Source organism: Pseudarthrobacter chlorophenolicus, assembly GCF_000962805.1.
Lineage (GTDB): Bacteria > Actinomycetota > Actinomycetes > Actinomycetales > Micrococcaceae > Arthrobacter > Arthrobacter chlorophenolicus_A.
This window is the reverse complement of sequence record NZ_JZTW01000004.1, coordinates 53,433-78,613: the sequence shown is the minus strand read 5'-3', so window position 1 is coordinate 78,613 and position 25,181 is coordinate 53,433. Positions and strand designations below refer to the sequence as shown.

Genomic DNA, 25,181 nt, shown 5'->3' with positions numbered 1-25,181 from the left:
CTTCAGCCAATCTGGGTGATTTCGGGGCCGCGCTCCGGCTCCTGGAGGTTCGGAGCGCCTGGAGGCGGTGTGGTGGTTGCGTCCTTGGGGAGGCGCAACTGGAGAAGGTCGCGTGGGGGCATGGGGCTGTCACCCCGGACCACCACAACCTTCCGGAAGAGTGCTTCGAGCGGTTCAGCCGCGTCACGTTCGAGCGCAGCAGGGCCGCCGAGCACGCCACGAAGGAACCAGCGGGGACCGTCGACGCCGATGAAGCGCGCCACGCGGAATCCCTGGCTGCCGTCCGGGAGCCCGGCAGGAAGCTTAGCCACGAGTTCTGTTCCGAAGGGGCCCTCGATGTCCTCCACCTGGCCGCCCTGCGCACCGACCGACTGGCCGATCTGGCTGCGGATCTCTTCCCAGAGCTCTTCGGTTTTGGGTGCGGCAAAGGCCTGCAGCTGGAGGCTGGACCCGTTGAGGTCCAGGGTGACAGCCACAACCCGCTGGGTGGCTTCCTCAACCTCGAGTCGGAGCTGGAGCCCCTCGCTCGGAGTAATCAGCAGGGCGCCGAGATCCACGTAACCGTCACGGTTGCTGATTTCAGACTCGTCCAAGGGGCCGTTGGCTCGCTGGTCCGCTACCTCCGCTTCGCCGCCTGCGGGCGCATCGTCAGCGAGCAACCCGTCCGGTGCGTCCGGTTGCTCCGTCTTGGCTTTCCTGCCGAACCCAAAGGCCATGAGGACGTTTCTCCTTTAGTGTGAATGTTCCGGTTCGGCCCCTGGGAGGTGCCGTCGCCGTACTGCGTAGGCCGTGGCACCAGCTGCCACGGGGCGAATCAGGCTCCGGGCAGGTTGAACCCGCCGGTGGAGCCGAAGCCCCCGGTGCCGCGCACGGATCCGCTCAATTCCGTGACTGGAACGAACTGTGCATACTCGACGCGTTGGATGACCATCTGGGCAATTCTATCGCCGCGCCGCAGCTCGATGGCCTGGCTCACATCAGTGTTCAGGAGCGTGACCGAAATCTCGCCGCGGTAGCCGGCGTCGACCGTTCCCGGAGCATTGACAATGGTGAGGCCGTGCTTGGTGGCGAGGCCGGAACGGGGGTGGATCAGGGCAACGAATCCCTCGGGAAGGGCGATGGCCACGCCGGTTGGGACGAGCCGGCGCTCTCCGGGCTGCAGGGTAACGTCCTCCCGCGCACGGAGGTCAGCGCCGGCGTCGCCCGGATGGGCGTAGGAAGGCGCTTCCAGTTCAGGATCCAGCATCTTCAGCTGGACCTGCAGGGTGGGAACGGAGGCCGGACGTTCCGGCGCGTCGTCGAAAACGGTATTTACTGTGGCGGGTTGATCAGTCACAGTCACTCACTCTAACCCGCCCCTCAGGATCAGGCCTAGGGTGGCCACCTGCAGTGCGGAGCCCGTGGCCGGCGCGGGCGGCATGCGGATTGCCCGCCAAGATGAAATAGCCCGGCAAAGGTGGAAAGCTTGGCCTATGCCCGAAACAAGCTCCCCTGCCCCCACGCCCAGCCCGTCTACAGGGTCATCGGCCACTTATAGGGAGAAGCTCTGGCCCAACGTGTGGATCTGGATCATTGCCGCTGGAATCTCCGCAGCCGGGATCCTGGTCTTTGCACCCATCAGCATGTTTGCCGGCATTACTGCGGCAGTGGTCCTCTTCGCCATCATGGCTGTACTCCTGATCCTGTCGACACCGACCCTCCTGGTCACGCCGGAAACCTTCAGCGTTGGGCGTGCCACCATCGAGCGCAAGTTCGTTGGCGGCGTCGAACACTTCAGCGGCGGTGAAGCAACAGCGGAGCGGGGCACCAGGCTCAACGGCCTGGCCTACCTCTGCATCCGCGGGTGGATCGACCCCGTAGTCAAGGTGGAGATCACCGATCCTGCCGACAGGACGCCCTATTGGCTGACCTCGACTCGGCACCCGGAAGAACTCGCGGCGGCCCTCACCCGCCACTGACACGTCGGTTACCCCGGCGCAGGCCGGAGTACCAAACGGCTAATAACGGCTAATAATGCCTGGACCGACGCACTGGCGTAAAGAAGTTGCATCACCGGAAACGCCGGAATATCGCGGCGCGCCCTGCCCCTTGAGGCAAATACCGCCCACCGGGTGGCAGAGTTTCGATTGATAGTGATGCCAGGGTGGAGGATTTGTATGCAGGATCTACGGCTTGTAGGCGTGCACGACGACGGGACTCACCTCCTGTTGAGCGGGGCCGGCGGCGAGATGTTCCGGCTGCCGATCGATGAAGCGCTCCGGACAGCGGGCCGGTCGGCGCCGAAGCCGACGCCGGAAAGGCCCGCCATTCCGATGTCCCCCCGGGACATCCAGGCACGGATCCGCGCCGGCGCCACGGCCGCAGACGTCGCGGAACTGTCCGGGCTGCCGCTGGCCAAAGTCGAGCGCTACGAGGGCCCGGTCCTTGCCGAACGTGAATATATTGCGCAGCAAGCCCGCAAGGTCGAAGTAGCCACGCCCTCCCCTGGCCATGACGGCTACCGATCAGCTTTTGGCGATATCCCCGCCACCCTGGACGACATGGTGTCGCACCGCCTGACGGCCCACGGCATCGACCCCTCAGCTGTGGAATGGGATTCGTGGCGCAGGCAGGATGGAACCTGGACCGTCACCGCAAGTTTCCAGGCAAAGACTGACGGCACTGCAGGTATCGGTGAGGAGCCGCCGGCCACGTGGACTTTCAACCCCGTCCGGAAGGCACTGCAGAACACCAACCGCTGGGCACAGCAGCTCAGTGAGCTGGAGCCCCTGGATGGACCCGTTCCTGCGCGCCGCCTTGCAGCAGTCTCTGACCGGCCGTTTGATTTCGAAACGGATGCCGATGCCGTGCGGACTGGCCCGCAGGGCGTCGTTACGGGACCCGGCAAAGAAGCTGATGGCCTGCTGGACATGCTCCGTTCCCGACGCGGCCAGCGCCTGGGTGTCGACGAGGACTCCGACGATGCCCTCGCCATGCTCCTGACCCACGGCGTGCCGGCGGCTCACCCGAGGCCGTCAGAGGTTGTCCCCGAGCCTGAGGCTGACGTTGAAGCCAATGTCGAAGAAGCGGACAACGGGCAGCAGGACGACGAACCGGATGCACCCGCAGCAAAGGGCGATTCCTTCATCCGCCGCCGCGACGCCAGGCCCTCAATGCTGTCCCGCCTGAGCCTGATCCCGCCTCACCGCGACGCTGAGGACGACGTCCTCAAATTGCACGACGGCGTCAGCACGGAAACGCGCGAAGTCACCATCGTCGCGTCCCCGCAGAACAGCGATTCCCAGCGGAGCAGCCACCCGGCGCCGGAACGCCCCGCCGAGGCAACCTCCAACGATGCTCCCTCCGGGCGCGATGGCAGCACCAATGCAGGTTTGGACGAGCTGCTGGGCGGCGGCCAGCGCCGGTTCGCGTCGAGGAACGACGACGGCCAGTCCAGCGTGAAGGGACAGTCTCCGGAAGCTGAGGCGCCCGAGCGTCAGCCTTCCCGCCCGAAGCGCTCCAGTGTCCCGTCCTGGGACGAGATTGTTTTCGGCACCCGCAGCGAATAGAAGTCTGTCGCAGCATCTCCGCTGTCGCGGCATTTCCGGGTTTCCGCGCCGGGGACTTTCGACGTGGCCAGGACAGAGCACCGCTTAAACGCTGCCTTCCCGGGTTGCGGCGGCCGCTAGGCGTGAAGCAACCAGTCCGTGCGCCCTCCCCATGGATCAGCGGGCAGCACGAAGGGTGTCGCGTAGAAGGCTTCCCACAGCGGATCGTCCGGGGAGAGATCGCATTGTTCGATCAGGTCATCTCCGAACAGTTCACTGTTCAATGGCTCGTCGTCCGGCGGGTCCGTCAGCAGGTGTTCCGGACAGACCGCAATTCCGGCCAGGATCTGCGCCTCCAACGACCACCGCACTTCATCTGTTCCGTTGAAAGTCTCTTCCTCCGGCAGTTCCCCGGGACGTATTTGCCCCCACGGCTCCTCCGTTGTGACTATTCTTCCGGCCGGGCCAGTCGCGCCCGTCGCAAGGTCACCTTTCTCTGCAGAGACGTCAACCGCGCCAACGTCACCGATCAGTGCCCGCTCCTGTTCGAGTTCGAGGAGTCCGGGTGGCCAGTGTGGTGGTTGTGGGTCGGGGTGTTGGCTTGGGTAGTGGCGGCCTGTGGGTGAGGTCCAGTCGGGTGGTTTGGTTGTGGTGGCGGGTGTGGGGGTCCAGCGGCTGTTGTGTTTGAGGCGGTGGTGTTTAGGGCAGAGTTGTGCCAGGTTGCTCACCCCGGTTGTCCCGTGGTGCTGCCAGGCGGTGAGGTGGTCGGTGTCGTTGTCGGTGCTGGGGTTGCTGCAGCCGGGAAAGGTGCAGTGTCCGTCGCGCATCCTGATCCAGCGCTTCATCGCTTCCGACAACCGGTAGCCGGTCCGGCCGATCTCGAGCGGTGCCCCGGTACGGGGGTCGACGAGGACCCGGTAAAACGAGGTCGCCCCGTCGGCGACGAGTTTCCGGGCCATGGCCGCGGGGATGGGCCCGTACCCGTCGAGGTCAGCAGGTTCGTCAGTGCTGCCCAACAGGGTGAAAAGTGGGATGGTGACCAGGACGTCGGCTTTCGGTGCGGGGATCTTGCTGAGATCAACCGCGTAAGGGTCGCTCCGGGTGCCACTGTCACCATCGTTGCCGCCGGGAACTCCGTGGACGCCAGCCACATCACCGGCTTGTTGGCCATCGACAGCTCGGCCCGGGGCTGCGGCCCCGGTGTGGGCGCCGAGGAGGAGTGCGGCTACGGTGTCGGGGCGGAGTTGGGTGAGGGTGCGGGTCTCGCCGGGTCCTTGGAGGCCGCGGGCGATGGCGGTGGTCTTGTTCCAGATGGCGCAGGCGGTGTCCCCGGGCAGGACCAGGGTAATTGAAGCCATCCCGTCGGCGGCCGGGCGGTATTCCATCCGCCGGTCCGCCACACATTGGACGTGCCGTTCCTGGACGGAGGCGGGGTGGGTGCGTTCGCGCCAGGACCGTACTTTCCGGCGGAACAGGTGCGCCACGAGGTCACCCGGCGCCGACCCGCGGGCCCGGTTCGGGGCGTCCGGGTCGAAGAAATGCGACACCAGCGCCGCCGCGTTCTCGGGGGCGAGGCAGTCTGTTTCGTCGGCGACGATCACCGCGTGCCGCCACGACATTGATCCAGCAGCCAGCGCACCCAGCACCAGTGGCATGGCGCAGACTTTCCGGGACTGGCTGATGAACGCCGCCGCCGCACCCGGACTAAGCGTCAGGACCCCGGCGATCTCCGCCGTCGTGGACATCTCCACGAACGCCCGCTCCGACCCCGTGGCCTCAGGCGGTGTCATCGCCTCCTGGAACTCCGCGAAATCCGCCGCGTCGCGGGCCTTACCCGCCGCGATCTGCGCTTCCAGCTGTTTCCACAACGCCAGCCGCTGCAGCAGAAACTCGGACTTCCGCTGCAGAACATCAATGCCGGAGCCAGCCACGTCCGAGCCAGCGGCGGCACCGGCATCGTCACGGCCAACCACGACAGCAGAGTCATCAACCAGGCCCAGCTCCGCGTCCTTCAGGAACAGTGCGTCGAGCCCGTCAACAGAGGCCCGAACAGCCTCCATCACCATCGCCTCAACCGCTGTGTTTCCCATACACAAATCATCCCGGCAGGGTCTGACATTGAAACCACTACCCTCAACCTGACGCCGTCCCGGAGCAGGCGCTCAGCCCCGGGCAAAACCGCCCCGAGCAAACAGCCCAAGCGAAAAACCTCGGCCTTACCCTCCGGCGAACGGCGGCAGGACGTCAACCACGTCATCGGCGCCCACGACAGTGGCACGGTCCCGCACCGCGACCTCGTTCAACAGGAAGCTGCTGCGCGAAAGGATGCGTTCCAGCGGCGGGGTCCCGGCTGGGGGCTCTTCCCGCGGCACGGCGAGGACGGCGTCCAGGAGGTCAGCCACGGTTGCTCCGGCCGGGAGGTCGAACTTTTCTTCATCGAAGCCGGCAGCGGCGCGTGCGGCAGCGAAGTAACGTACATGCATTCCGGTCAGCCCCCGATGGCGCTCATGCTGCGGTCCGGCTGGACGAAGTCCGGAGCGTCGAGTCCCACGTGGTCCATTCCGTGGGCTTTTGGCTTAATCCACATCGCGTCCTGCCACCGGCGCGCCAGGGCTTCGTCGTCGGCGCCGGAGCGCAGCAGGCCCAGGAGATCGTACTCTTCCCGTGAGAAGAGGCAGCTCATGATCTTGCCCTCGGCAGTGATCCGGGTCCGGCGGCAATCCGAGCAGAACGGTTCGGTGACGGAGGCGATGATTCCCACCGTTCCCAGGACGGGGCCGTGCGCAGACGGGTCGCCGCCGGCATCCAGCCCGGCCACCCGGCGTCGTACTTCAAACCTCTCGGCGGGCGCCCCGTCGCGTTCCCGGGGATCGGCGCTCAGGACGTACTCGGCGGACAGGATTTCGCGGATTTCGGCGGCCGTGATCATGTTGCGGCGCGTCCACCCGTGATCGGCGTCGAGCGGCATCTGTTCAATGAATCGAAGTTCATAACCCCGGTCCAAAGCCCACCCCAGCAGGGCAGGGGACTCGGCGTCGTTGATTCCGCGCATCAGGACAGCATTCAGCTTGACCGGTCCCAGCCCCGCAGCCCAGGCCGCGTCCACGCCCGCGAGTACCTGGTCCAGGAACGGCCGGCGGGTGAGCTTCGTAAACGTCTCTTCGTGCAGGGAATCAAGGGAGACATTGATCCGTGTCAGCCCTGCGGCCTTGAGCGGGGCGGCCTTCTTCGCCAGCCCCACGGCGTTGGTGGTCATCGAGATGGGCAGGTCCGGATGGTTGCTGCGCAGCGCTGAAATGATGTCCACCAGGTCGTGCCGGACCAGGGGTTCGCCGCCGGTGAGCCGCAGCTCGCGAACGCCGAGCCGCTCCACCCCGATCCGGACGATCCTGACAATCTCCTCGGCCGTCATGACGGCCTGCTTTGCCAGCCATTCCAGGCCTTCGGCGGGCATGCAGTAGGTGCAGCGGAGGTTGCATTTATCGGTCAGGGACAGCCGCATGTCGCTGGCGCGGCGCCCGTACCGGTCCACCAGGCCCGCAGGCGCGTCAGCCGGACGGGCGGCCGGGACGGACGGTTGCGCCGGGCCCGCTTCTTCGCGGGGCTGGGGCATGCCTAGCTGGACACTCATAAATTCAGGCTACGCCACGATGGGCTCCACATCACACCCGTGACGGCTGCAGCCCGGGGCAGGGAGGAATCCGCGGTGGGCCGCCGCCGGAAAGGGCGCGCCGAACCTATGCTTGAAGGGTGAACAGCGCCCGGCCGCAGGCCACGCACGACGACGGCACCCGCCACAGCGGTTCAGCCAAACCCAGCGCAGGTGAACAGGCTGAACGGCACCCCCTGGGCGGGCACGCTGCGGCCGCCGGCGTGGTGTCCGTGGCCGGAGGGGTGGTCCTCGGAGAGTTGCTGGCCGGCGTGTGGAGCCCGTCGGTGTCGCCGCTGACGGCGGTGGGCGGAGCGGTCATTGATGCCGTGCCGCCGGCCGTCAAGGACTGGGCCGTCTCGCTCTTTGGCACGGCGGACAAGGCGGCCCTCCTGGTCAGCATGGCCTTGGTCATCGTTGTCCTCGCGGCCTTGGCAGGGGTGGTGGAACGGCGCCGGCGCTTTGCGGGGCTGGCCGTGATTGCCCTGTTCGGCCTTGCCGGAGTGGCCGCCGTGGCGGGCCGCGCGCAGGTCACGCCCGTGGCCCTGGCCCTTCCGTTGGCTGCTTCGGCCGCGGCTGCCCTGATCCTCCGCCTGGTGATGGGGAAGCTGAAGGCCTGGGAAGGGGCGCCGGAAGACGGCCAGGGCGCTGCCCGCCGTACTTTCCTGCGGACCCTTGCTGCCGGTGGCGCCGTCGCCGTGCTTGGCGGCGTCCTGGCGGGAACCTGGCGCGGGACCGTCATAAAGATTAACGATGCACGGGCCCGCGTGGCGATACCCCCGCCGGCGAATCCGGCGCCGCCCATCCCGGCCGGGGCAGAGGCAGGAGTGGAGGGCATGCCGCCGTTCGTCACCCCCGTCAACGACTTCTACCGCATCGACACCGCGCTGGTGGTACCCGCCGTCGACCCCGATACCTGGGTCCTCAAGGTCTCCGGCATGGTGCAGCGCGAGGTGGAACTGACCCTCGCCGAACTCCTTGCCAAGCCGCTGACCGAACGCCACATCACCATCGCCTGCGTTTCCAACCCGGTAGGCGGGGACCTGATCGGCAACGCGCGGTGGCTCGGCTGGCCGGTCCGCGAACTCCTGGCGCTGGCCGGGCCGGTCCGGGGCGCGGACATGGTGCTGTCCCGGAGCGCCGACGGATGGACTGCCGGCACGCCGCTGGAAGTGCTCACGGACAACCGGGACGCCCTGCTGGCCGTGGGAATGAACGGCGGGCCGCTGCCGCTCGAACACGGATTCCCCGCCCGGCTGGTGGTGCCGGGCCTGTACGGCTACGTTTCCGCCACGAAATGGGTTACTGAGCTGAAAGTCACCACCTACGCGGCGGACACCGCCTACTGGACCACCAGGGGCTGGTCCGACCATGGCCCCATCAAGCTGCAGTCCCGCATCGACGTCCCCCGCAGCGGCAGGCCCGTCAACTCCGGAGCGGTCACGTTTGGCGGCGTTGCCTGGGCCCAGCACACCGGCATCAGCGCCGTAGAACTCAGGGTCAACCGGGGTTCCTGGCAGCCGGCGGAGCTGTTACCCGGGATCTCCACGGACACCTGGTACCAGTGGAAGCTCAGCCTGGACCTGACCCCCGGGCAGTACGAGATCCAGGTGCGGGCCACCGACCTTAAGGGCACCGTCCAGGACGAGGCGTCCCGTCCTGTGGTCCCGGACGGCGCCACCGGATTCCACACGGTTAGAGTGGACGTGAAATCCTGACGGCCCACACTGAAGGCGCATCCATGACCAGCCCGCACCGCCACGCCCCTGCGGGCACGCCCCACCAGGCCCGCTCCGTTGCCCGCCATGTCGCCGCCGTTGCGGACCTGCTGGCACCTTTGCGGTCGGTATCCCGCACCGAAACCATCCCACTTGCCGGTTGCCTCGGCAGGGCGCTGGTGCACGGATTCCCGGCACCCGTCAGCCTGCCGCCCTTCGCCAACTCCCAGATGGACGGGTACGCGGTAAATTCCGCAGACATGCACGACGACGTCACGGAGTTCGCCGTCGCGGCACCGGTTCCCGCCGGGATGCGTCCGCCCCTGCTGGCCCGCGGGACCGCGGCGCCCATCATGACAGGCGCCATGCTCCCGGACGGTGCTGACGCCGTCGTACCCATTGAACGCGCGGTGCCGGACAGCTTTCCCGCTCCGGGCACCAATGCGCGGGTCACGCTGCCTGCAACGGCGGCGGGGACCTACGTCCGACCGGTGGGCAGCGACATCGCCGCGGGGGAGCGCGCCCTGGCCGGCGGCACCTGCCTTGGCCCAGCCCAGTTGGGGCTGCTTGCCGCCCTGGGGATCCCGGATGTGGAGGTCTACCGCGCCGTCCGGATCCTGCTGGTCACCACCGGCGACGAAGTGGTTGAACCGGGCCAGGACCTGCCCGCCGGCAAGATCTACGACGCAAACGGCACCCTCCTCGAAGCCGCCATGGCGCAGGCAGGCCTGGATGTACGGCGGGCCGGTATCTCCACCGACGATCCCGCGGAACTGCAGCAGCTGCTCCGGAGCCACCGCGCGGATACCGATCTCATTGTGACCACCGGAGGCGTCAGCAAGGGTGCCTACGAGGTTGTCCGGCAGGCCATGGAAGGCCAGCCGGTGGAATTCCTGCACGTGGCCATGCAACCGGGCGGGCCGCAGGGGATCGGCATGTTCGACGGCGTCCCCTTCCTGGGATTCCCGGGGAACCCCGTCAGCTGCCTGGTGTCCTTCGAAATGTTCCTCCGGCCCGCCCTCGCAGCAGTCCTGGGGGCTCCGGCCCTCCGCCTGCCTGTCCGCGCCAGGCTCAGCCACCCGCTGACGTCCCCGGAGCACAAACACCAGGTGCGGCGCGGCAACCTGCAGCCCGACGGGACCGTACGGCTGGAAGGCGGCGAGAGCTCCCACCTGGTCCGTGCGCTGGCCGGTTCCAACGCACTGGTCCACGTCCCCGCCGGCGTAACGGAACTCGCGGCCGGGGACGAGGTGGAAGTATGGATGCTGTGAATGCAGAACAGACCCCCGCCGCCCTGACGCACCTGCGCCGGGACGGCAGCGCACAGATGGTGGACGTGTCCACCAAGGCCGAAACCACCCGTGAAGCCACAGCAACAGCCACGGTCCGCACCACGGCGGAGGTGATGGGCCTGCTCGGTTCCGGCGGCCTGCCCAAAGGCGACGCGCTGGCCGTTGCCCGGGTGGCAGGCATCATGGCCGCCAAGAAAACGCCCGAGCTGATTCCGCTGTGCCACCCCTTGCCTCTGTCCAAGGTCACCGTTGACTTTGGGCTCGACGCAGAGTCCGTTGAGGTGGTGGCCACCGTCAAGACCCGTGGCGTCACCGGCGTCGAAATGGAGGCCCTCACCGCGGCGTCCGTGGCCGCGCTGAGCGTCTACGACATGATCAAGGCCGTGGACAAGCACGCCGTGCTGACCGACATCAAGGTGCTGGCCAAGAGCGGCGGCAAGAGCGGGGACTGGACCCTGTGACACACCACGACATCTCTGGCGACACCCATTCCCACGGAGTCCCTTCCCACGCCGCCGAGCCGCACCGGCACGGCGACGTCCTGGGCCGGAAGGCCGGAGTAGTGATCGCCTCCACGCGCGCAGCAGCAGGCATCTACGACGACGAAACCGGTCCGGTGATCACGGACTGGCTCACCGAGCACGGCTTTGAGGTCTTCCCGGCGATGGTGGTCCCCGACGGCGAGCCCGTCGGCGCGGCGATCCGGGCCCTGCTGACCCAGCACCCCGCCGTCGTGATCACCAGCGGCGGCACCGGCCTGAACCCTGACGACCGGACCCCCGACGTCACCCGGCCCCTGCTGGACCGCGAAATCCCCGGCATCATGGAGGCGATCCGGCGTGCCGGGGCCGCCAAAACGCCGCTTGCGGCCCTCAGCCGCGGCTACGCGGGTGCGGCAGGGAAGTCCTTCATTGTTAATCTGCCCGGCTCACCGAAGGGCGTCATGGACGGACTCACTGTCCTTGACCCGCTGATCGGGCACCTCTGCGACCAGTTGGAAGGCAACCATGGGCACTGAAGCATTCGAGGTGGTATCGGCGGTCCTCAGCGCCGAGCCGATCTCCGTTGACCAGGCCATTGCGGCCGTGGAAGGGGACACCGCTGGCGCGGTGGTCAGCTTCAGCGGCGTGGTGCGCAACCACGACGGCGGCAAGGCAGTTGACCGCCTCAGCTACAGCGCGCACCCCACGGCGCACCAGGTGATGGCCGACGTCGTCGCCCGGCTGGTTGCCGAACAAAACGCCGGCGGAGGCGCGGGGGAGGACAGCGAAAAGCCGGTCCGCATCTGGGCGGCCCACCGGATCGGCATGCTGCAGATCGGCGACCCCGCGCTGGTATGCGCCGTGTCCGCTGCCCACCGGGGACAAGCCTTCGCCGTGTGTTCCGAGCTGGTGGACCGGATCAAGGAGCAGGTGCCCATCTGGAAGGAACAGTTCTTCTCGGACGGCACTGTTGAATGGGTGGGCGCCGGCGGCTGATGCTGGCCTGCTGACGCTTCCTGCGAGGTAACGCACACCGTCCGGTTCCGGGCGGCCCCGGGCCCGACGGTAGGCTTAACGGCATGACCGAACAACACTCCGAAGCCAAGCGCGTCGCCATCCTGGGCGCCAACGGGCGCATGGGCGCCGAAGCCGTCAAAGCCGTTGAAGCCGCACCCGATATGGAGCTCGTCGCGGCGCTGGGACGGGGCGACTCCCTGGACCAGGTGACTGCCGCCGGAGCGCAGTACCTTGTGGACCTGACAGTTCCCGAAAGCACCGAAGCCAACGTCCGCTTCGCCGTCGAAAACAACATCCACGCCGTTGTGGGGACCACCGGCTGGGATGCCGGACGCCTGTCCGCGCTCGAAGCCCTGCTGGCGGCACACCCGGCCACCGGCGTGCTGATCGCACCCAACTTCGCCGTGGGATCGGTACTGGCTTCGGCCTTCGCCGCCAAGGCTTCCAAGTACTTCGAGTCGGTGGAGATCATTGAGCTGCACCACCCCGACAAGGTGGACGCCCCTTCCGGAACGGCCGTCCGCACCGCCCAGCTCATCGCAGCAGAGCGCGAGGCCGCCGGCGTGCCGGCAAGCCCGGACGCCACCACCAGTGAACTGGCTGGCGCCCGCGGCTGCGACGTTGACGGCGTCCGCGTCCACAGCGTCAGGCTCCGCGGCCTGGTGGCCCACCAGGAAGTCCTCCTCGGCAGCGCCGGTGAGCAGCTGACGCTGCGCCACGACTCGTTCGACCGCGCGTCCTTCATGCCGGGCGTCCTGCTGGGAGTCCGCAACGTGGCCGCCCACCCCGGTCTTACCGTGGGGCTGGACGGCTATTTGGACCTGGGTTTCTAGGAGATGGACGGCTTCCTGGCAGGCTTCCGCAAGAACCGCACCAAGATCTGGGTGGGGCTTGTCACGCTGCTCCTGGTGTTCTACCTGGTGGTTTCCCTCCAGCGTTCCATCCTGCTCCTGACGGACGGCAACCTCACGGCGCAGGCCATCGGGGCCGCCTACCTGGTCCTGCCGATCGTCGGTGCCTGGGCGCTGATCCGCGAGTTGATGTTCGGTGCCCGGACGGAGCAGATGGCCAAGGTCCTCGAAGCCGAGGGCGGCCTCCCCGTGGATGAACTGCCACGGACACCGGCCGGGCGCATCGTCCGGGAGGCGGCCGACGCAGAGTTCGAAAAGTACAAGGCTGAAGCGGAAGCCGCACCCGACGACTGGAGGTCCTGGTTCCGGCTCAGCTGCGCCTACGATGCCGCCGGCGACAGGAAAAGGGCCCGCGCATCCATGCGCGACGCCGTCCGGCTCTTCCGCGGCAAGGTCCCGGCCTAGCTCCTACCGTGGCCTGGCTCCTACCGCGGGATTTTGAGCTGGCCGCGGCCCAGCTGGCTGGCCGCATGGCCCACCCATTCCAGCGGACCCCGCCACTTCAGCAGCACGAAGGCCATGCCCACCACCACCGCTGAGGCTGCCTGCGCAAAGTACATGCCGTCCTCGGTCCAGCCGGCGGGCAGCGGCTTGAGGTAGAACCCTGACACCACCCAGACATGGGCCGTGTACAGGGTCAATGTCATGGCACCGGCGCCGCGCAGGGGGAGCAGCAGGTCCAGGTCTATCCACTCCGCCAACCGGCCAAGGAGCAAGCAGGCTCCGATGACCGCCGCCGCCACTGCCGAGGTGTGCACCAGGTCCAGGGTGGTACCGGAATGCGGGGCTGCGGACGCCAGCCACCACCACGACCCTTCCTGCCTGATTCCGGTCAGGTTCACCTGCAGGACGCTGTCCAGCGGATACCCCGGCGCGTTGAGGACCTTCTCCAGAGCGGCACGCCCGCCCCAGTCCTCCATAGCCGTCACGCCAAGCACCTTCGCGGCGACCGCAATAACGGTCCCGCCGGACAGCAGCGCCACCGGAACCAGGGCCTTGCTGAGCACCAGCCGGCCGATTGCGAGCCCCACCAGCAGGTACGACATCCACTGGAACACCGGGTAGTAGCCGGTGAGGAATACATCGGCGACCAGCCGTGCGGGCGTTGCCAGGTCCTCCCAGCCGGGATTGTGGCCAAGCTGCAGGGGTGGCTCCGCGGCCAGCAGCCACGGGCGCAGGAGGTAGGCCAGAATTGGGGAACCGACGATCCAGCCGGCAGCCCAGGCGCAGAGCCGTTTCAGGCCCATGCCCAGGAACGGCAGGATGCACAGGAACAGGACTGCGTAGTGGACCAGGATGACGGCCAGGTTGACTTCGAGGCCACCCAGGCTGAGCCCGACGGCGGCGATCACCAGCGCGCGGAGGGCTACTCCGCGCCGCGCGGCCGAGAGTTCACCGGCCGCCAGCGGCCTGTTTTTACCGGTGGACAGGGCCAGCCCGACGCCGGCCAGCACGGCGAACAGTGCCGCCGCCCGCCCGGAAAATGCCAGCCCAATCCAGGTGGGGGTGAGGCCGGCGTTGGATTCAAAGGTGGGGAGCAGATGGGTGGCCATCATGCCCAGCAGGGCAATCCCGCGCGCGGCGTCGATCCCGTAGAGCCGTCCCGGTACCTGGCCGGCTGCCGTTTTCCGGGATGCCCTGGCCGGGTTGCGGGAAGTCATGAACCGAATCGTCTCATAGGAGCGACTGAGCCCGCTGTCACGCCGGGGGACTCCTCGTGTGAGCAGCTGGTAAGCCGCGCGGACGCCGCGGAAACTCTTGTATTCGAATATATGTTCGAATACGATGGAGCGCATGCAGACGCCAACGCCGGAGATTCCCGCCTACGGACCGGGCCGCCACGAGTCCCTTGATCGGTCCGCCGGCGGCAGGCCAGCAGGCTCCGAACCGGGAACGGGGCCACTGAAGGCCATGAGCCCAGGAGTAGTGGACTTCCTCTTCCGCCAGCTCGTGGCCGGAAGGCCTGCGGAGGATGTCCAGTGGGAGCGGGAGGGCGTCAGCCTCGCGGCCCAGCCCGAAGGCGCCGAGCTTGCCCGCCGCCTGGCTGAAACGGACCTGGATGCCCTGACGCCGCTGGAACTGTTCCACTATGTCCGGGCCGCGCAGCGCCTTTCGGACTGGGCCGAGGACCTTCGCCGTGCCGCCGTCGGCCGGTACTGCGGCACACCGTGACTCCGGGAACCCCCAATTTGACGTTCATCACGCTCCCGGCATTGTCCTAACCAGCGGGGGACAGGGTAACGTTTTTCCCATGGCTGACTCTTCCGCGCACATCCCTGCCCTCGGTACGCTCCTGACCGCCATGGTCACGCCGTTCACCAAGGACGGCGCCGTGGATTACGACCAGGCAGCTGCCCTGGCCAGCAAGCTCGTGGACGACGGCTGCGACGGCCTTGTGGTCACCGGCACCACCGGCGAAACGTCCACCCTGACGGATGAAGAGAACCTCGGCATGTTCCGCGCGGTCAAGGACGCCGTGGGCGGCCGCGCCGCCATCATCGCCGGCACCGGAACCAACGACACCGCGCACTCAGTCCACCTTTCCCAGCAGGCTGCAGCCCTCGGCGTCGACGGCCTCCTGCTGGTGACGCCCTACTACAACAAGCCCAGCCAGGCGGGCGTCCAGGCGCATTTCGAGACCATCGCCTCGGCAGTGGACGTCCCCGTCATGCTCTACGACATTCCCGGCCGGTCCTCCATAGCCATCGAACCGGACACCATGATCCGGCTGGCGCAGCACCCCAACATCGTTGCCGTCAAGGATGCGAAGGCGGACATGGTTGCCGCGGCCCGCGTCATGGCCGAGACGGACCTCCTCTTCTACTCCGGTGACGACGGACTGACCCTGCCCTGGATGGCGCTGGGCGCTGTCGGCCTCGTGGGCGTCACCACCCATGTGGCCACCCGCCGGTTCCGTGAGCTCATTGACGCCGTTAACGCCAACGATCTCGGCACCGCCCGCAAGATCAACTTCGAACTCCTGCCCGTGGTGCGCGCCACCATGACCAGGGTCCAGGGCGCAGTGGCCGCCAAGCAGATTCTTAAATGGCAGGGAGTCCTGCCCAACTCGATCGTCCGTTTGCCCCTCGTGGAGCCGGACGAAGCCGAGATCGAAACCATCCGCGGGGATTTGGCGGAAGCGGGGCTGGTCTACTCCTGAGGACGAAGACCGGCACCCTTCCGCCTGGAAAGTAGTGCAATATGACCCAAACCGCCCTTACCGGCCTTGTCACACCTCCGCGCCTGCCGCAGGACACGCTGCGCATCGTCCCGCTCGGCGGGCTGGGGGAGATCGGCCGGAACATGACCGTGTTCGAAATCGGCGGCAAGCTGCTGATTGTCGACTGCGGCGTCCTCTTCCCGGAGGAAACACAGCCCGGCGTTGACCTGATCCTGCCCGATTTCTCGTACATCGAGAACCGGCTGGCGGACATCGTGGCCGTTGTCCTGACCCACGGCCACGAGGACCACATCGGCGCTGTCCCGTACCTGCTGCGGCTCCGCAACGACATTCCGCTGGTCGGTTCACAGCTGACCCTCGCACTGATCGAAGCAAAGCTGCAGGAACACCGCATCCGGCCGTACACGCTGACGGTCGAAGAGGGCCAGGTGGAGAAGTTCGGCCCGTTCGAGTGCGAGTTCGTTGCCGTGAACCACTCCATCCCGGATGCCCTGGCCGTGTTTTTGCGCACCGCCGGCGGAACCGTGCTGCACACAGGCGACTTCAAGATGGACCAGCTGCCCCTGGACGGACGCATCACGGACCTGCGGCACTTCGCCAAGCTCGGCGAAGAGGGCGTGGACCTGTTCATGTCCGACTCCACGAACGCCGACGTCCCCGGCTTCACCACCGCCGAAAAGGAAATCGGTCCCACGCTGGAACGCCTGTTCGGCCAGGCCACCAAGCGCATCATCGTGGCGTCCTTCTCCTCGCACGTCCACCGCGTGCAGCAGGTCCTGGACGCTGCTGCCAAGCACAACCGCAAGGTGGCGTTCGTTGGCCGCTCCATGGTGCGCAACATGGCCATTGCTGAAAAGCTCGGCTACCTCGATGTGCCGGCCGGGCTCATCGTGGACATCAAGAACATTGACAACCTTCCGGACAACCGCGTGGTCCTGATGTCCACCGGTTCCCAGGGTGAGCCCATGGCAGCGCTCTCGCGCATGGCCAACGGCGACCACCGCGTGGTGGTGGGGGACGGCGATACCGTCATCCTGGCCTCAAGCCTCATCCCCGGCAACGAGAACGCCGTGTTCCGGATCATCAACGGCCTGCTCAAGCTGGGCGCCGACGTGATCCACAAGGGCAACGCCAAGGTCCACGTCTCCGGCCACGCCGCCGCCGGTGAACTGCTGTACTGCTACAACATCCTCGAGCCGCTCAACGCCATGCCCGTGCACGGCGAGACCCGCCACCTGCTGGCCAACGGCAAGATCGCCATCGAGTCCGGCGTCCCGGAGGCAAGCGTGATCCTCTCGGACAACGGCACCGTCATTGACCTGCGCGACCACCGCGCGGACGTGGTGGGCCAGGTGGAAGTGGGCTTTGTCTACGTGGACGGCTCCAGCGTTGGCGAGATCACCGACGCCGACCTCAAGGACCGGCGCATCCTGGGTGACGAAGGCTTCATCTCGATCATCACCGTCATCCACCGCGCCACCGGCAAGGTGGTGTCCGGGCCTGAGATCCACGCCCGTGGCGTAGCCGAGGACGACTCCGTCTTCGACGACATCATCCCCAAGATCAACGCTGCGCTGGAGGAAGCGGTCCTCAACAACAAGGACCACACCAGCCACCAGCTCCAGCAGGTGGTCCGCCGGGTCGTGGGCACCTGGGTCAACCGCAAGCTGCGCCGCAAGCCCATGATCATCCCCGTGGTGCTCGAGGCCTGACCGCCACAGCAGTTCCAACCCCAGCGGGTGAAAGCAAAGGGCCCGGTTCCGGCGGAACCGGGCCCTTTGCCCATCCGGCGCCCACCTATATTGCGAGGGGCCGGACGGTCCGATATCCCCGGATTCAGGGCTTGGTTCCGGTAGCGTGAACAGCATGGCCACACGTACTACTTCCGCGCCCAAAGGTACCGGCAGGGGCGGCTCCGGCAGCAAAGCCGGCAGCTCCACAGGCCGCGGAACCGGCTCATCAGCAGGAAAGACCCCCCGCGGCGGCTCGTCCAGCACCGCGCGCACCCGCCAGCTCCCCGCCGTCGAACACCACCAGCCGTGGCTGGCAAGGGTGGTTGGCGGCGCCTGGCTGGGGCTGGGACACATGGTTGGCGGTGGAGTCCGGCGCATCGGCCACGACGTCAGCGACATCCCAGCCGAGGAACGCCGCGACGGCGCCGCCCTCTTCAACCTCGCCCTGGGCATCTTCATTGCCACGTTTGCCTGGTGGGGCCTGACCGGGTGGTTCCCGGACGCCGTCTACGCGGTGGTGAACGGCACCTTCGGCTGGATCTCCCTGCTGCTGCCCCTCATGCTCTTTGTGTGTGCCTTCCGGCTTTTCCGGGTGCCCTCGGACGGCCGCGGCAACAACCGGGTAGGCATCGGATTCCTGGTCATGACGTTCGCCGGCTCCGGCCTGGCGCATATCCTGGGCGGCCAGCCCACTGTGGCCGACGGCTTCGACGGCCTCCGCCAGGCAGGCGGCATGCTGGGCTTCCTTGTGGCGACACCCCTGGCTGCCATCCACCCAGCCGTGCCGACGGTGCTCTACGGAGTCCTGGCGTTCGTCTCCCTGCTCATCATCACCGCCACGCCGTTCACGGCCATTCCGCGCCGCCTGCGTGGAGCCTACGAACACCTCATGGGCATCGACCTGATGGACCAGGAGCAGGCCGACGTCCACGACCGCAGCTATCTGGACCGGCCAAAGCCGGCCGCACCCAAAAAGAAGAAGCGGAGCCTCTTCAGTAAGGACGAAGATCCGGACGCCGGCCTTGAGGGCTACGTGGGCGACGAAGCCTTTGAACACGCGGTCATTGACGACGACGAGCCACAGCCTCCGCGGCCCGCTCCCGGCGTCCGCCGGCCCACCCAGGCGGAGATCGCCGTCGAAAAGATCAAGGCGGCACAGGGCCTTGGCGCCGGCGCCCAGGCAGCGCCGCCGGAGAACGCCACCGAAGCCATTCCGCTGGTCATTCCCGGCGCGGCCGCACCCGGGAAACCGGCCGCTGCGCCCACGGTGCCCGCCAACCCGGTGGCGCCCGCGCCGCCGCCCGTGCCCATCCCACAGCGGACCGAGCAGCTCTCCCTTGCCGGGGACGTGACGTACACGCTTCCGGCCTCGGACTTCCTCACCCCGGGCTCCATCCCGAAGGAGCGCACCGAGGCCAACGACGCCGTCGTCGCCGCCCTGACCGACACCCTGACGCAGTTCAACGTCGACGCCACCGTCACGGGCTTCAGCCGCGGCCCCACCGTGACCCGCTACGAGATCGAACTCTCACCCGGCACCAAGGTGGAGCGCGTTACGGCGCTGTCCAAGAACATCTCCTACGCCGTTGCCTCAAGCGACGTCCGCATCCTCAGCCCCATCCCGGGCAAGTCGGCCATCGGCATCGAGATCCCCAACACCGACCGTGAGACCGTCTCCCTGGGAGACGTGCTGCGCAGCCAGAACGCCCGCAGGACGGACCACCCCATGGTGATGGGCGTGGGCAAGGACGTCGAGGGCGGCTACGTGGTAGCCAACCTCGCCAAGATGCCCCACCTCCTGGTGGCCGGTGCCACTGGTGCCGGTAAGTCATCGTTTGTGAACTCGATGATCACTTCCATCCTCATGCGTTCCACCCCCGACGAGGTGCGCATGGTGATGGTGGACCCCAAACGCGTGGAGCTGACCGCCTACGAAGGCGTTCCGCACCTCATCACGCCCATCATCACCAACCCGAAGAAGGCCGCCGAAGCCCTCCAATGGGTGGTCCGTGAGATGGACGCCCGCTACGACGACCTCGCCAACTACGGCTTTAAGCACATCGACGACTTCAACAAGGCCGTGCGGGCGGGCAAGGTCCAGCCGCCGGTGGACTCCAAGCGCGTCATTCGGCCCTACCCGTACCTGCTGGTGATCGTGGACGAGCTCGCCGACCTCATGATGGTGGCCCCGCGCGACGTCGAAGACTCGATCGTCCGCATCACCCAGCTGGCCCGTGCGGCCGGCATCCACCTGGTGCTGGCCACCCAGCGGCCCTCCGTGGACGTGGTGACCGGCCTGATCAAAGCCAACGTGCCCTCGCGCATGGCCTTTGCCACCTCCTCCGTCACGGATTCCCGTGTTGTCCTGGACCAGCCCGGTGCGGAGAAGCTGATCGGCCAGGGTGACGCGCTCTTCCTGCCTATGGGCGCCTCGAAAGCCATGCGCGTCCAGGGTGCCTGGGTCACCGAGTCCGAAATCCACAAGGTGGTGGAACACGTCAAGGGGCAGCTGCAGGCGGTCTACCGCGACGACGTCGCCCCCGAAGCGGAAAAGAAGCAGATCGACGACGACATCGGGGACGACCTCGAGGTGCTGCTGCAGGCCACCGAGCTGGTAGTCACCACCCAGTTCGGCTCCACCTCCATGCTGCAGCGCAAGCTGCGGGTGGGCTTCGCCAAGGCCGGCCGCCTGATGGATCTCCTCGAGTCCAGGGGAGTGGTGGGACCGTCCGAAGGCTCGAAGGCCCGCGACGTCCTGGTCAAGCCTGACGACCTGGCGCCCGTCCTGGCAGCCATGAAGGGCCAGGACGCGCCGGCGGCGCCGGATGCGCAGACTGCTGCCCTGAGCGATAACGCCAACGCCAACATCGCCCAGGGGGGATACGCCGAGGACCTGGTGGCGGCCGACCTGGATCAGCGGAAGCAAAACGTCGAATATTACGACGGCTCCGATTCCGCGCCAGGCGGCTACGGGGACGACGACGAAGGGTCCGAGGACGCCTGGTCACTGACCGGTCGCTAGCCCGGGGACTGTAGCCTAGAAACGTGACTAGCACTGATGCAACCGCCGCCGGCAAGGGCCGTGCCGGGGTCTGGAACCTACCCAACGTCCTGACCATGATCCGCATCGCGCTGGTGCCCTTCTTTGTCTGGTTCCTGATCGCCGACGCCCCCGGGCTGCACAGCGAATCGGGAATCTGGCGCTGGGCGGCCGTGGTGGCCTTCGCCGTCGCCATCTACACGGACAAGCTCGACGGGGACATCGCCAGGAGCCGGAACCTCGTCACGGACTTCGGCAAGATCGCCGATCCCATTGCCGACAAGCTGCTCACCGGCTCCGCCTTGGTGATGCTGTCCGTCCTGGGCGAACTGCCCTGGTGGATGACGCTGGTAATCCTGGTCCGCGAATGGGGAATCACCGGCCTGCGGTTCTTCGTTATCCGCTACGGCGTGATCCCGGCCTCGCGGGGCGGCAAGCTCAAAACCGTGGTCCAGACTGCCGCGATCTTCCTCTATCTCCTGCCCCTGGGGGCCGTGGCGCCCTGGCTCACCTGGGTGGCGTTCGCGGTGATGCTCGCCGCGGTGCTGATTACCGTCTGGACCGGGGTCGAGTACGTCGTCGAGGCGTTGCGGCTCAGGGCCAAGGGCAAGCTGCAGGCGCGCGCCAACCAGGGCCGGGAGCAGCCATGACCAACCTCCACCATTTAGCCGGCGAGGCAGTCCGGCAGGCGCTGGAGGCCGGCCGGACGGTGGCCACAGCAGAATCACTGACCGCGGGAATGGTTTCAGCCGTCCTGGCCGATACCCCGGGAGCATCGGGCATGCTTCAAGGCGGTGTGGTGGCCTACCAGAATTCGGTCAAGGAAGCCGTGCTGAACGTCGCCGGTGATCTCCTCGACCGGGTGGGATCCGTGGACGGGGGCGTGGCAGGCGCCATGGCCTCCGGCGCCCGGACCTCCCTGGGCGCCGACATCGGCGTCAGTACCACCGGCGTCGCCGGCCCCGAGCCACATGACGGCAAACCCGTTGGCACTGTCTACATCGGCATTGCCACCGCCAGCGGAGCGGCAGCCTACGAATACCACTTCGAGGGAACCCGTCCCGAAATCAGGGGACAGGCCTGCGGAGCGGCCCTGGAACGGCTCCTCGAAGCACTTTCGGCCTGATCAGGGCCGGGAGGCGCCGGGCTGGCGGCACCTGCTTGTTACCGGGAGTAAAGTTGCCGGGAACAAAAGCCGGTACCGATTAGTTATTACATTGTGTCGCTTCCGAAGAGCGGAGGCGCCTAGGATGAAATGACCACGACGGTTCGCTTGGCGGCGGACCTGACTTATGAGGGAGCAAGGCGATACAGATGGTAAAGCAGCCCGTATCCGTAAACGGCGTTGTCCGCTGGAAGGATGTGGGCCTCGCCGATCAGGCTAAGAGCGAACAAAAGGAGCGCAAGATGGTTGTACTTCGTCACGAAATTGGTGATGTCCTGCGCGATGTCCGCCAGCGTCAGGGGCGTACGCTCCGTGAAGTCTCGCACAGCGCCCGTGTCTCCCTCGGCTACCTCAGCGAAGTTGAGCGCGGACAAAAGGAAGCATCGTCCGAACTGCTGTCCTCGATCTGCTCGGCCCTGGACGTTCCGTTGTCCAGCATGCTCCGCGAGGTCAGCGACCGGGTGGCAGTCGCCGAAGGCGTTGCCGTACCGGACACCGTTCCGCAGGAATTCTCCCAGCGTTACGGCCGCGACCTGAACACAGAACTCAACGACGAACTGTCCACCGGCCTCCTCTCCGGCGCCCGCTAACAGTTCACCCGCCCGGTATCGGGTCTAGGGACACACGGAACCCCCGGCCACCGGCCGGGGGTTCCGTCGTTTCAGTCCTGGGGCGGCTCCTAGGCCCGGGGGCCTTCGGAATCACTGTCCTGCGGGAAGCCATCGCGTTCATAGGTGGCATTGAGCTTCGCCATATAGCGCGCCAGTTCCTGGAGGTCGCCCAGCGGCCATTCGCCCAGCCGTTCCCGGAATACCTGCCGGCGGGCGTCCTGCACTTCGTGCATCTTCTCCTCGCCCTTGGGGGTCAGCCTGATGGCCTGCGCCCGGCCGTCCAACGGATCGGCTTCCTTCGACACCAGGCCCAGGCCTTCCAGGAAGGCGATCTGCCGGCTGACCGACGGCTTGCCCACGCCGATGTTGATGGCGAGGTCCGTGAGCCGGATGGTGCCCTCTTTCCGTATGACGGAAAGCAGTCCGTAGGCGGCCGGTTCCATGTCCGGATGCACCTCGCGGGACAATTGATTGGAGATTGCCCGTGCCCGCCGCCAGAACAGGCTGATCTGGTGTTCCACGTTCTGCAGCGCGGAGTCCACGGTGTCCTCGGTCGGAGTGCTGCCCGGCAGGGCGTCGGGGGAGTTGCTCATGGCAACAATTCTAGGGTCCGGCGCATGAGAGAATCTTCCGATGCGATTGAGCGACTATTGGCGGCTGATGGATGACGAGTTCGGGGCGGGCTATTCCCGGGTCCTGAGCAGCACCCTGGTTCTGTCCGGCGTTGGCGGCAGGACAGCAGACCAGGCCCTGGCCGCCGGCGTGGAGCCCCGCAAAGTGTGGCTTGCCCTGTGCGACGTCCAGGATGTGCCGGCGGAACGGCGCCTGGGCAGGGATATCAAGCCGCGACGCGACTAGCAGCCCCACCCGGCTTTTTCGGCTGACACGCCGGGCAGCTGTTCGAATACCTGTTCGGATATGACTATGATTTTTACAGCGGGTTATCCACATAGCCGTTGTCATCCGGCCGGAATGTCAGTGGGTCCCCTTAGCGTCAGAGATGACCAATAAACGGCCGCGAAGGCCACCATCGAGAAAGCATTAGAGGTGTCAACCATGGCGGCAGCCCCGGATCGTGCAAAAGCGCTGGAAGCAGCACTGGCCCAGATTGACAAGCAGTTCGGCAAGGGCTCGGTCATGCGCCTGGGCGACGAAGTCCGTGCCCCCATCGAAGTCATTCCCACGGGCTCCATCGCCCTGGACGTCGCCCTGGGAATTGGCGGCCTTCCGCGCGGCAGGGTCATCGAGATCTACGGTCCGGAATCCTCCGGTAAGACCACCGTTGCCCTGCACGCTGTGGCCAACGCCCAGCGTGCCGGCGGAATCGCTGCCTTCATCGACGCCGAACACGCCCTGGACCCGGACTACGCCGCCAAGCTGGGCGTGGACACGGACGCCCTCCTCGTTTCGCAGCCGGACACCGGTGAGCAGGCATTGGAGATCATGGACATGCTGGTCGGTTCGGGCTCTCTGGACATCGTGGTCATCGACTCCGTGGCAGCCCTGGTACCCCGCGCGGAAATCGAAGGCGACATGGGAGACAGCCACGTCGGCCTGCAGGCCCGCCTGATGAGCCAGGCACTGCGTAAGATCACCGGCCGCCTGAGCCAGACCAAAACCACTGCCATCTTCATCAACCAGCTGCGTGAAAAGATCGGCGTCTTCTTCGGCTCGCCCGAAACCACCACCGGCGGTAAGGCCTTGAAGTTCTACGCGTCGGTCCGCATCGACGTCCGTCGGATCCAGACCCTCAAAGAGGGCGCCGATTCTGTTGGTAACCGGACCAAGGCGAAGATCGTCAAGAACAAGATGGCCCCGCCCTTCAAGATTGCCGAGTTTGACATCATCTACGGCCAGGGCATCTCCCGTGAGGGCGGAATCATCGATATGGGCGTGGAGCACGGCATCATCAAGAAGTCCGGTTCCTGGTTTACCTATGACGGTGACCAGCTGGGCCAGGGCATGGAGAACTCACGCCGGTTCCTGCGCGACAACCCCGAGCTTGCGGCCGAACTGGAGCGGCTGATCAAGGAAAAGCTCGGCGTCGGAGTCAAACCTGCCGACGCGGAATCCAAAGAGGATTCACCCAAGCTGAAGGCCGTCGACGGGTTCTAGCAGTTGACTGGCTTTGAAAAACGCCGGGGCGGGTCCGCAGGGTCCCGCCGCCGGCGAACCAGCGGCTCTTCGGCCGGCGCGGAGGAAAGGGAGCCTTCCGCTGATCCTGGCTCCCCGGGGTTCGGTGACCGCGAACCGGACCCCGTTACGGTGGCGCAGACCATCGTCTACCGGCAGCTCACGGTGTCGGCCAAGAGCCGGCTCCAGCTGGCCCGCAAGCTCGCCGAACGGAATGTCCCGGAGGACGTTGCCGAATCGGTTCTGGACAAATTCGAGGATGCCCGGCTGATCGATGACGCCGAGTTCGCCAATATGTGGGTCCGCAGCCGCTCGCAATCACGCAAGCTGGCGAAGGGTGCTCTGCGCCGGGAACTGGCAGAGAAGGGCATCGACGAGGAATCCGCTGCTGCGGCACTGGAACAGCTCTCTGACCAGGATGAGGAGGATGCTGCCCGGGCCCTCGTCGAACGCAAGCTTCGCCCCGGCACGGACCTCGAGGACCGTGCAGAACGGGACAAGGCCACCCGGCGGCTGGCATCGATGCTGGCCCGGAAGGGATACCAGCCGTCCCAGGCTTTCCGCATCGTCGGCGAGGTCCTTGACTCCCGGGCCGGCCAATCCTTCGATGACTGACAGGCAGTACCGCCAACACGCTGGGCAATCCGGCATAGCAGGGTCAAGCGGCCCACCCATTCACGAGGCGGTACCCACGAACCAGCCCCAACCTTGCGCAGCCGGTA

The 25,181-nt window shown here is 66.8% G+C and carries 26 protein-coding genes; 19 read left to right on the top strand and 7 right to left on the bottom strand.

Annotated elements, in window-relative coordinates:
- Positions 1-2 precede the first annotated feature (2 nt).
- Positions 3-716: a DUF3710 domain-containing protein gene (locus UC32_RS06055; RefSeq protein WP_045730361.1), complete on the bottom strand. Its 714-nt coding sequence runs from the start codon at positions 714-716 to the stop codon at positions 3-5.
- 98 nt (positions 717-814) lie between these two features.
- Positions 815-1,336 carry a dUTP diphosphatase gene (gene dut / locus UC32_RS06050; protein WP_045730360.1) on the bottom strand — a complete coding sequence of 174 codons (522 nt, stop codon included), beginning with the start codon at positions 1,334-1,336 and terminating at the stop codon, positions 815-817.
- A gap of 136 nt (positions 1,337-1,472) precedes the next feature.
- Between dut and UC32_RS06045 the strand changes: the two genes are divergently transcribed.
- Together UC32_RS06045 and sepH are read left to right on the top strand one after the other, a co-directional pair.
- A complete protein-coding gene (locus UC32_RS06045) occupies positions 1,473-1,958 on the top strand; it encodes a DUF3093 domain-containing protein (RefSeq protein WP_045730359.1) in 486 nt (161 codons plus the stop codon).
- Between the two features lie 198 nt (positions 1,959-2,156).
- Complete coding sequence (gene sepH, locus UC32_RS06040) at positions 2,157-3,548, top strand: septation protein SepH (protein WP_045730358.1); 1,392 nt, start codon at positions 2,157-2,159, stop codon at positions 3,546-3,548.
- 116 nt (positions 3,549-3,664) lie between these two features.
- On the opposite strand, the gene UC32_RS06035 is transcribed toward sepH, so the two are convergent.
- From UC32_RS06035 to moaA, 3 genes are all read right to left on the bottom strand, one after another.
- On the bottom strand, positions 3,665-5,587 hold the full coding sequence (locus UC32_RS06035) for an HNH endonuclease signature motif containing protein (RefSeq protein ID WP_045730479.1): 1,923 nt from the start codon (positions 5,585-5,587) through the stop codon (positions 3,665-3,667).
- Positions 5,588-5,743: 156 nt separating this feature from the next.
- Positions 5,744-6,010 (bottom strand): MoaD/ThiS family protein, encoded by a 267-nt coding sequence (locus UC32_RS06030; RefSeq protein ID WP_045730357.1) that lies wholly within the window; start codon positions 6,008-6,010, stop codon positions 5,744-5,746.
- 5 nt (positions 6,011-6,015) lie between these two features.
- Complete coding sequence (gene moaA / locus UC32_RS06025) at positions 6,016-7,158, bottom strand: GTP 3',8-cyclase MoaA (RefSeq protein WP_200896329.1); 1,143 nt, start codon at positions 7,156-7,158, stop codon at positions 6,016-6,018.
- Positions 7,159-7,277: 119 nt separating this feature from the next.
- On the opposite strand from moaA, the gene UC32_RS06020 reads away from it, so the two are divergent.
- From UC32_RS06020 to UC32_RS05990, 7 genes are all read left to right on the top strand, one after another.
- On the top strand, positions 7,278-8,894 hold the full coding sequence (locus UC32_RS06020) for a molybdopterin-dependent oxidoreductase (protein ID WP_152642571.1): 1,617 nt from the start codon (positions 7,278-7,280) through the stop codon (positions 8,892-8,894).
- A 23-nt stretch (positions 8,895-8,917) separates the two neighbouring features.
- A complete protein-coding gene (locus tag UC32_RS06015; RefSeq protein WP_045730355.1) occupies positions 8,918-10,165 on the top strand; it encodes a molybdopterin molybdotransferase MoeA in 1,248 nt (415 codons plus the stop codon).
- Positions 10,153-10,647 carry a cyclic pyranopterin monophosphate synthase MoaC gene (gene moaC, locus UC32_RS06010; RefSeq protein WP_045730354.1) on the top strand — a complete coding sequence of 165 codons (495 nt, stop codon included), beginning with the start codon at positions 10,153-10,155 and terminating at the stop codon, positions 10,645-10,647. Before UC32_RS06015 ends, moaC begins: the two co-directional genes overlap by 13 nt.
- Entirely contained in the window at positions 10,644-11,204 is a 561-nt protein-coding gene (locus tag UC32_RS06005) for a MogA/MoaB family molybdenum cofactor biosynthesis protein (protein WP_045730353.1), read from the top strand. The genes moaC and UC32_RS06005 overlap by 4 nt, the downstream gene beginning before the upstream one ends.
- Positions 11,194-11,664, top strand: a complete 471-nt coding sequence (locus tag UC32_RS06000) for a molybdenum cofactor biosynthesis protein MoaE (protein ID WP_045730352.1) — start codon at positions 11,194-11,196, stop codon at positions 11,662-11,664. The genes UC32_RS06005 and UC32_RS06000 overlap by 11 nt, the downstream gene beginning before the upstream one ends.
- An 83-nt stretch (positions 11,665-11,747) precedes the next feature.
- Positions 11,748-12,518 (top strand): 4-hydroxy-tetrahydrodipicolinate reductase, encoded by a 771-nt coding sequence (gene dapB / locus UC32_RS05995; protein ID WP_045730351.1) that lies wholly within the window; start codon positions 11,748-11,750, stop codon positions 12,516-12,518.
- A gap of 3 nt (positions 12,519-12,521) precedes the next feature.
- Positions 12,522-13,001, top strand: coding sequence for a hypothetical protein (locus tag UC32_RS05990; protein ID WP_015936663.1), 480 nt, complete (start codon positions 12,522-12,524; stop codon positions 12,999-13,001).
- Positions 13,002-13,021: 20 nt separating this feature from the next.
- Here the strand turns inward: UC32_RS05990 and UC32_RS05985 are convergent, their stop codons facing one another.
- Positions 13,022-14,257 (bottom strand): heparan-alpha-glucosaminide N-acetyltransferase domain-containing protein, encoded by a 1,236-nt coding sequence (locus tag UC32_RS05985; RefSeq protein ID WP_045730350.1) that lies wholly within the window; start codon positions 14,255-14,257, stop codon positions 13,022-13,024.
- Between the two features lie 133 nt (positions 14,258-14,390).
- Between UC32_RS05985 and UC32_RS05980 the strand changes: the two genes are divergently transcribed.
- The 7 genes from UC32_RS05980 (at position 14,391) to UC32_RS05950 (ending at position 22,305) form a co-directional block, all read left to right on the top strand.
- Positions 14,391-14,768 (top strand): hypothetical protein, encoded by a 378-nt coding sequence (locus UC32_RS05980; protein WP_235423598.1) that lies wholly within the window; start codon positions 14,391-14,393, stop codon positions 14,766-14,768.
- Positions 14,769-14,847: 79 nt separating this feature from the next.
- Positions 14,848-15,756: a 4-hydroxy-tetrahydrodipicolinate synthase gene (gene dapA, locus UC32_RS05975; RefSeq protein ID WP_045730349.1), complete on the top strand. Its 909-nt coding sequence runs from the start codon at positions 14,848-14,850 to the stop codon at positions 15,754-15,756.
- 41 nt (positions 15,757-15,797) lie between these two features.
- On the top strand, positions 15,798-17,489 hold the full coding sequence (locus UC32_RS05970) for a ribonuclease J (protein WP_015936667.1): 1,692 nt from the start codon (positions 15,798-15,800) through the stop codon (positions 17,487-17,489).
- 154 nt (positions 17,490-17,643) lie between these two features.
- On the top strand, positions 17,644-20,532 hold the full coding sequence (locus UC32_RS05965) for an FtsK/SpoIIIE family DNA translocase (RefSeq protein ID WP_045730348.1): 2,889 nt from the start codon (positions 17,644-17,646) through the stop codon (positions 20,530-20,532).
- Between the two features lie 23 nt (positions 20,533-20,555).
- Positions 20,556-21,200 carry a CDP-diacylglycerol--glycerol-3-phosphate 3-phosphatidyltransferase gene (gene pgsA / locus UC32_RS05960; protein WP_045730347.1) on the top strand — a complete coding sequence of 215 codons (645 nt, stop codon included), beginning with the start codon at positions 20,556-20,558 and terminating at the stop codon, positions 21,198-21,200.
- Complete coding sequence (locus UC32_RS05955; RefSeq protein WP_045730346.1) at positions 21,197-21,676, top strand: CinA family protein; 480 nt, start codon at positions 21,197-21,199, stop codon at positions 21,674-21,676. The genes pgsA and UC32_RS05955 overlap by 4 nt, the downstream gene beginning before the upstream one ends.
- A 188-nt stretch (positions 21,677-21,864) precedes the next feature.
- Positions 21,865-22,305: a helix-turn-helix domain-containing protein gene (locus UC32_RS05950; protein ID WP_045730345.1), complete on the top strand. Its 441-nt coding sequence runs from the start codon at positions 21,865-21,867 to the stop codon at positions 22,303-22,305.
- 89 nt (positions 22,306-22,394) lie between these two features.
- Here the strand turns inward: UC32_RS05950 and UC32_RS05945 are convergent, their stop codons facing one another.
- Positions 22,395-22,919 (bottom strand): MarR family winged helix-turn-helix transcriptional regulator, encoded by a 525-nt coding sequence (locus UC32_RS05945; protein WP_045730344.1) that lies wholly within the window; start codon positions 22,917-22,919, stop codon positions 22,395-22,397.
- A 40-nt stretch (positions 22,920-22,959) separates the two neighbouring features.
- Here UC32_RS05945 and UC32_RS05940 point away from each other — a divergent pair, with 40 nt between their 5' ends.
- From UC32_RS05940 to UC32_RS05930, 3 genes are all read left to right on the top strand, one after another.
- Positions 22,960-23,184 (top strand): DUF3046 domain-containing protein, encoded by a 225-nt coding sequence (locus UC32_RS05940; RefSeq protein ID WP_045730343.1) that lies wholly within the window; start codon positions 22,960-22,962, stop codon positions 23,182-23,184.
- A 198-nt stretch (positions 23,185-23,382) separates the two neighbouring features.
- Complete coding sequence (gene recA / locus UC32_RS05935; protein ID WP_015936673.1) at positions 23,383-24,441, top strand: recombinase RecA; 1,059 nt, start codon at positions 23,383-23,385, stop codon at positions 24,439-24,441.
- 150 nt (positions 24,442-24,591) lie between these two features.
- A complete protein-coding gene (locus tag UC32_RS05930; RefSeq protein ID WP_045730476.1) occupies positions 24,592-25,074 on the top strand; it encodes a regulatory protein RecX in 483 nt (160 codons plus the stop codon).
- Positions 25,075-25,181: the final 107 nt, after the last annotated feature.

What these genes read in the sequence shown, in the direction of transcription:
- UC32_RS05985 (WP_045730350.1), bottom strand. Translation starts at nt 14,257, where the DNA reads ATGACTTCCCGCAACCCGGCCAGGGCATCCCGGAAAACGGCAGCCGGC.
- UC32_RS06015 (WP_045730355.1), top strand. Translation starts at nt 8,918, where the DNA reads ATGACCAGCCCGCACCGCCACGCCCCTGCGGGCACGCCCCACCAGGCC.
- sepH (WP_045730358.1), top strand. Translation starts at nt 2,157, where the DNA reads ATGCAGGATCTACGGCTTGTAGGCGTGCACGACGACGGGACTCACCTC.
- UC32_RS06000 (WP_045730352.1), top strand. Translation starts at nt 11,194, where the DNA reads ATGGGCACTGAAGCATTCGAGGTGGTATCGGCGGTCCTCAGCGCCGAG.
- UC32_RS06045 (WP_045730359.1), top strand. Translation starts at nt 1,473, where the DNA reads ATGCCCGAAACAAGCTCCCCTGCCCCCACGCCCAGCCCGTCTACAGGG.
- UC32_RS05955 (WP_045730346.1), top strand. Translation starts at nt 21,197, where the DNA reads ATGACCAACCTCCACCATTTAGCCGGCGAGGCAGTCCGGCAGGCGCTG.
- UC32_RS06030 (WP_045730357.1), bottom strand. Translation starts at nt 6,010, where the DNA reads ATGCATGTACGTTACTTCGCTGCCGCACGCGCCGCTGCCGGCTTCGAT.
- UC32_RS06035 (WP_045730479.1), bottom strand. Translation starts at nt 5,587, where the DNA reads ATGGAGGCTGTTCGGGCCTCTGTTGACGGGCTCGACGCACTGTTCCTG.
- UC32_RS05980 (WP_235423598.1), top strand. Translation starts at nt 14,391, where the DNA reads ATGCAGACGCCAACGCCGGAGATTCCCGCCTACGGACCGGGCCGCCAC.
- dapA (WP_045730349.1), top strand. Translation starts at nt 14,848, where the DNA reads ATGGCTGACTCTTCCGCGCACATCCCTGCCCTCGGTACGCTCCTGACC.
- moaC (WP_045730354.1), top strand. Translation starts at nt 10,153, where the DNA reads ATGGATGCTGTGAATGCAGAACAGACCCCCGCCGCCCTGACGCACCTG.
- UC32_RS05950 (WP_045730345.1), top strand. Translation starts at nt 21,865, where the DNA reads ATGGTAAAGCAGCCCGTATCCGTAAACGGCGTTGTCCGCTGGAAGGAT.
- UC32_RS05990 (WP_015936663.1), top strand. Translation starts at nt 12,522, where the DNA reads ATGGACGGCTTCCTGGCAGGCTTCCGCAAGAACCGCACCAAGATCTGG.
- UC32_RS05965 (WP_045730348.1), top strand. Translation starts at nt 17,644, where the DNA reads ATGGCCACACGTACTACTTCCGCGCCCAAAGGTACCGGCAGGGGCGGC.
- dapB (WP_045730351.1), top strand. Translation starts at nt 11,748, where the DNA reads ATGACCGAACAACACTCCGAAGCCAAGCGCGTCGCCATCCTGGGCGCC.
- recA (WP_015936673.1), top strand. Translation starts at nt 23,383, where the DNA reads ATGGCGGCAGCCCCGGATCGTGCAAAAGCGCTGGAAGCAGCACTGGCC.
- UC32_RS05945 (WP_045730344.1), bottom strand. Translation starts at nt 22,919, where the DNA reads ATGAGCAACTCCCCCGACGCCCTGCCGGGCAGCACTCCGACCGAGGAC.
- UC32_RS05940 (WP_045730343.1), top strand. Translation starts at nt 22,960, where the DNA reads ATGCGATTGAGCGACTATTGGCGGCTGATGGATGACGAGTTCGGGGCG.
- moaA (WP_200896329.1), bottom strand. Translation starts at nt 7,158, where the DNA reads ATGAGTGTCCAGCTAGGCATGCCCCAGCCCCGCGAAGAAGCGGGCCCG.
- UC32_RS05970 (WP_015936667.1), top strand. Translation starts at nt 15,798, where the DNA reads ATGACCCAAACCGCCCTTACCGGCCTTGTCACACCTCCGCGCCTGCCG.
- UC32_RS06055 (WP_045730361.1), bottom strand. Translation starts at nt 716, where the DNA reads ATGGCCTTTGGGTTCGGCAGGAAAGCCAAGACGGAGCAACCGGACGCA.